General features: G+C 68.9%; 5 protein-coding genes. 2 read left to right on the top strand and 3 right to left on the bottom strand.

Annotated elements, in window-relative coordinates; genetic code table 11:
* Nucleotides 1–109: 109 nt before the first annotated feature.
* From RIF93_RS19345 to RIF93_RS19335, 3 genes are all read right to left on the bottom strand, one after another.
* Nucleotides 110–505: a hypothetical protein gene (locus RIF93_RS19345; RefSeq protein ID WP_309093080.1), complete on the bottom strand. Its 396-nt coding sequence runs from the start codon at nucleotides 503–505 to the stop codon at nucleotides 110–112.
* A gap of 64 nt (nucleotides 506–569) precedes the next feature.
* Entirely contained in the window at nucleotides 570–938 is a 369-nt protein-coding gene (gene folB / locus RIF93_RS19340) for a dihydroneopterin aldolase (RefSeq protein WP_309093079.1), read from the bottom strand.
* Nucleotides 935–1,663: an SDR family oxidoreductase gene (locus RIF93_RS19335; protein WP_309093078.1), complete on the bottom strand. Its 729-nt coding sequence runs from the start codon at nucleotides 1,661–1,663 to the stop codon at nucleotides 935–937. Before RIF93_RS19335 ends, folB begins: the two co-directional genes overlap by 4 nt.
* A gap of 224 nt (nucleotides 1,664–1,887) precedes the next feature.
* Here RIF93_RS19335 and RIF93_RS19330 point away from each other — a divergent pair, with 224 nt between their 5' ends.
* Both RIF93_RS19330 and RIF93_RS19325 read left to right on the top strand, forming a co-directional pair.
* Complete coding sequence (locus RIF93_RS19330) at nucleotides 1,888–2,823, top strand: SMP-30/gluconolactonase/LRE family protein (protein ID WP_309093077.1); 936 nt, start codon at nucleotides 1,888–1,890, stop codon at nucleotides 2,821–2,823.
* A 104-nt stretch (nucleotides 2,824–2,927) separates the two neighbouring features.
* Nucleotides 2,928–3,797: aldehyde dehydrogenase family protein (locus RIF93_RS19325; protein WP_309093076.1), on the top strand; the 870-nt coding region annotated here is incomplete at its 3' end.

The raw sequence follows: 3,797 nt of genomic DNA, 5'->3' as shown, positions 1-3,797 counted from the left end.
ATGAGGAGTTCGAGCCCGGCGTCCAGCTCGTCTTCTCGGAGGATCAGGCGCGGGTCGGCAGGCGCGTTCACGCCGTCACCATACGCCGCGCCCGCCGGGTTTCGCTAGGTCAGGCCAGCCAGGCTTCTGGGCGCGGGTAGGGTTCGTCCCGCGCCAGGTAAATCACGCCCACGACGCAGCGGATCGCCCACCAGACGCCGACCAGCGCCAGGATCAGGCCGCCCAGCATCAGGAACGGCAGCCCCACCAGGATGATCGAGAAGACCCCGCCGAACAGCACCAGGAAGCCGCCGATGATCCACCAGGCAATCGACATCCAGAAGGTCCGGATCAGGAAGGTGTAGTGGGTGCGCATCTTCGCCCCTGCGCCGTCGCGTTGGGCGTAGGCGATGACCAGTCCGATCAATGCGGTGATCCCGGTGGCGAACGCCAGGAAGTAGAGACCGTACACCACCGCCGGCATCGTGCGGTCCTCGGCGGCCCCGTAGCCAAGTCTATCCGTCATGGTCCTGCTCCCGTCCCCGATGGCCGATGATGCCTCAACCGCGCAGAAGGGAAAGGGCTTCTGCTCAGGGGCGTTCGAGCGTGATCTCGACGCCGGCGGCCACGGCGTCGGGCGCCAGCGCGAGGGGCTTCTCGATGCGGACGCGGGCGCGCGTGACTCGGGCGTCCTCCAGGCAACGGCGGGCCAGCCGGTGGGCGAAGGTCTCGACGAGATCGATGTGACCGCCGGCGGCGATCTCCTGGGCGGCGGTCAGGATGGTCTCGTAGTTCAGAGTGTCGGCCAGGCGGTCGGTCTCCACCGTGGGCACATCCAGTTCGACGTCGACGATCAGCGGTTGCACGCGGCCGATCTCGTGGCGGTAGACGCCGATCTCGGCCTGCACCTTCAAGCCGGTGACGAACACCCGGCTGGCGGCGAGGCGCAGCTCGCTCATGACAGGTGCTGCCCGGAATCGACGGCGATCATCTGGCCGGTCACGGATGTGGCATCGATCAGGTAGCGCAGGGCCTGGCCGATCTCGCCCGCCGGCACCGAGCGGCCGAGCAAGGTGGAACGGGCCTCGGCCTCGAAGGCGGCGGCGTCCTGATGGATCGAGGGCAGGGTGGGGCCCGGGCCGACGCCGTTCACGCGGATGCGCGGGGCAAGCGCCACGGCCAGCATGCGTGTGGCGTCCCACAACGCCGACTTCGACAGGGAATAGGAGAAGAATTCGGGACGCGGGTTCAGCACGCGCTGGTCCAGGATGTTGACGATCAGCCCCTCGCGGTCGGCGGGCAGGCGCCGGGCGAAGGCCTGGGCGAGGACCAGCGGCGCCCGCAGGTTGGTCTCCAGATGCAGGTCCCAGGACGCCCGGTTGAAGTCGGCGAAGGAATCTTCCTCGAAGACGCTCGCGGAATTGACCAGCAGGGTGACCGGACCGAGTTCGGCCTCGGCCTCGCCCACCAGGGCGACCACGGCGGCTTCCTTGCGCAGGTCGCAGGTCAAGATGGCGGCCCGCCGGCCGCGGGCGCGGACGTCCTGGGCGGCGGCCTCGGCGGCGTCGTCGACGCTGCGGACGTGGATGGCCACGTCGAAGCCGGCCTCGGCGGCCGTCGCCGCCAGCACCCGGCCGATCCGCCGCGCGCCGCCCGTCACCAACGCAGCGCCGCGGCTGGCCATGGAAGGCGGTCCCCTTCGCCCTTAGTCGAGACGGCCGAACTCGTAGAAGTTCAGCGCGGCGATCACGACGAGGAAGATGGCGATGCTGGCGATGCCGATCACGGTCAGGCTCCTGAAAATCTCGCTCGGGCTTTACCGAGGCAGGCGGCGCCCCGCAAGCCGACTTGTCCAACGGCGGAACTGTCGGTCAAGGTTCTCTCCGCAAGAGCCACGGGAGGCCATCCATGCCGCTGTCGCCGATCCCTTTGGAAGCCTTCGAGAAGATCGCCCTGGGCATCGACCGCCCCGAGGACGTGGTCGTGGGCAAGGATGGCCGGGTCTTCGCCTCGGACCACCAGTGCGCCGTGGCCGAACTGCTGCCCGGCGGCGCGTTCAAACGGATGGGTCCGAGGGGTGGGGCGCCGAACGGGATCAACATGGACGCCCAGGGTCGTGTCGTGATCGCCAACTTCGGCATCTACGACCGGCAGGACGGGCCGCTGCAGCGCTTCGATCCGGCGACGGGCGAGCACGAGACCCTGCTGAGCGAGGTCGAGGGCCGCAGACTGACCAGCGCCAACTATCCGGTGATCGATCGGGCCGGGAACATCTGGTGCGCCAACTCCACCCACGCCGAGACCTGGCCGCAGGCGCTGGACGGCCGCACCGACGGCTTCATCTTCGTGCTGCGCCCCGACGGCTCGGCCAGCATCGTGGCGGAGGGGCTGAAATTCCCGAACGGCCTGGCGCTGTCGGCCGACGAACAGCACCTGTTCTGCGCCCAGACCAGCGGCGCCGACGTGCTGCGCTTCCCGGTCCAGGAGGGCGGGCGGCTGGGCCCCGGCGAGCGCTATGGCCCGGTGCTGGGCCGCCTGATGCGTCCGGGCGAAGGGGTCGGCAGCCACGGCGGCGACCTGGGCTATACGGACGGCATCGGCTTCGACGCCGAGGGGAATCTATGGGTTTGCCTGCCCGCCTCGAACAAGGTCGTGGCGATCACGCCGGACGCCGCGGTCGAGACGGTGATCCACGATCCCAGCGGCAAGATCGTCAATCATCCGACGAACGTGACCTGGGGCGGCGAGGACCTGAGGGACCTCTACATCGGCTCGATCCGCGCGGACTATGTGCTGAAGGCGCGCAGCCCGGTGGCCGGCCAGCCACAGATTCACCAGCGATGACGTGGCGACGGGGGCTTCCCCCCTGAACGCCGATCATTAAAATGACTGTTTGAACGGTCGGGGCAGCACGCCCGGCGGCACGACGAGAAGTCCAGGAGGACGGCATGCGCGAGTACCTGAAGTTCTACATCGACGGCCAGTGGGTCGATCCGATCGAGCTGAAGACCCTCGATGTCGAGAACCCCGCCACCGAAGAGGTCGTGGGCAAGATCGCGCTGGGTTCGGCCGCCGACGTGGACAAGGCGGTGAAGGCCGCCCGCCGCGCCTTCGAGACCTGGTCGCAGACGAGCCGCGAGGAGCGCCTGGACGTCCTGCAGCGCATCCTGGCCGAGTACCAGAAGCGCTTCGGCGACCTGACCGCCGCGGTCACCGAGGAGATGGGCGCGCCCGCGTCGCTCGCCCAGCGGGCCCAGGTGCCCTCGGGCATGGGCCACCTCGCCACCGCCGCCCAGATCCTGAAGGACTTCAAGTTCCAGGAAGACCGCGGCGAGACCCTGATCGTGAAGGAGCCGATCGGCGTCTGCAGCTTCATCACCCCGTGGAACTGGCCGCTGAACCAGATCGCCTGCAAGGTGGCGCCGGCCATCGCCACGGGCTGCACGATGGTGCTGAAGCCGTCGGAAGTGGCGCCCTTCTCGGGTCAGATCTTCGCTGAGATCATGCATGCCGCCGGCGTTCCGGCCGGCGTGTTCAACCTGGTGCACGGCGACGGCCTGGGCGTGGGCGTGGCGCTGTCGACCCATCCGGAGGTCGACATGGTGTCGTTCACCGGTTCGACCCGCGCGGGCATCGAGGTGGCCAAGAACGCCGCCCCCACCGTCAAGCGCGTCCACCAGGAGCTGGGCGGCAAGAGCCCCAACATCGTGCTGGACGACGACGCGTTCTCGAAGAGCGTCGCCCGCGGCGTGATGCATGTGATGACCAACTCGGGCCAGAGCTGCAACGCGCCGACCCGGATGCTGGTCCCGTCCAAG

This window comes from Phenylobacterium sp. (assembly GCF_031181185.1).
Taxonomy (GTDB): domain Bacteria; phylum Pseudomonadota; class Alphaproteobacteria; order Caulobacterales; family Caulobacteraceae; genus Phenylobacterium.
The sequence above is the reverse complement of the archived record's forward strand: the minus strand, read 5'-3'. Positions and strand labels throughout refer to the sequence as shown.

Coding starts and splice junctions, on each gene's coding strand:
- folB (WP_309093079.1), bottom strand. CDS start 938: ATGAGCGAGCTGCGCCTCGCCGCCAGCCGGGTGTTCGTCACCGGCTTG.
- RIF93_RS19330 (WP_309093077.1), top strand. CDS start 1,888: ATGCCGCTGTCGCCGATCCCTTTGGAAGCCTTCGAGAAGATCGCCCTG.
- RIF93_RS19345 (WP_309093080.1), bottom strand. CDS start 505: ATGACGGATAGACTTGGCTACGGGGCCGCCGAGGACCGCACGATGCCG.
- RIF93_RS19335 (WP_309093078.1), bottom strand. CDS start 1,663: ATGGCCAGCCGCGGCGCTGCGTTGGTGACGGGCGGCGCGCGGCGGATC.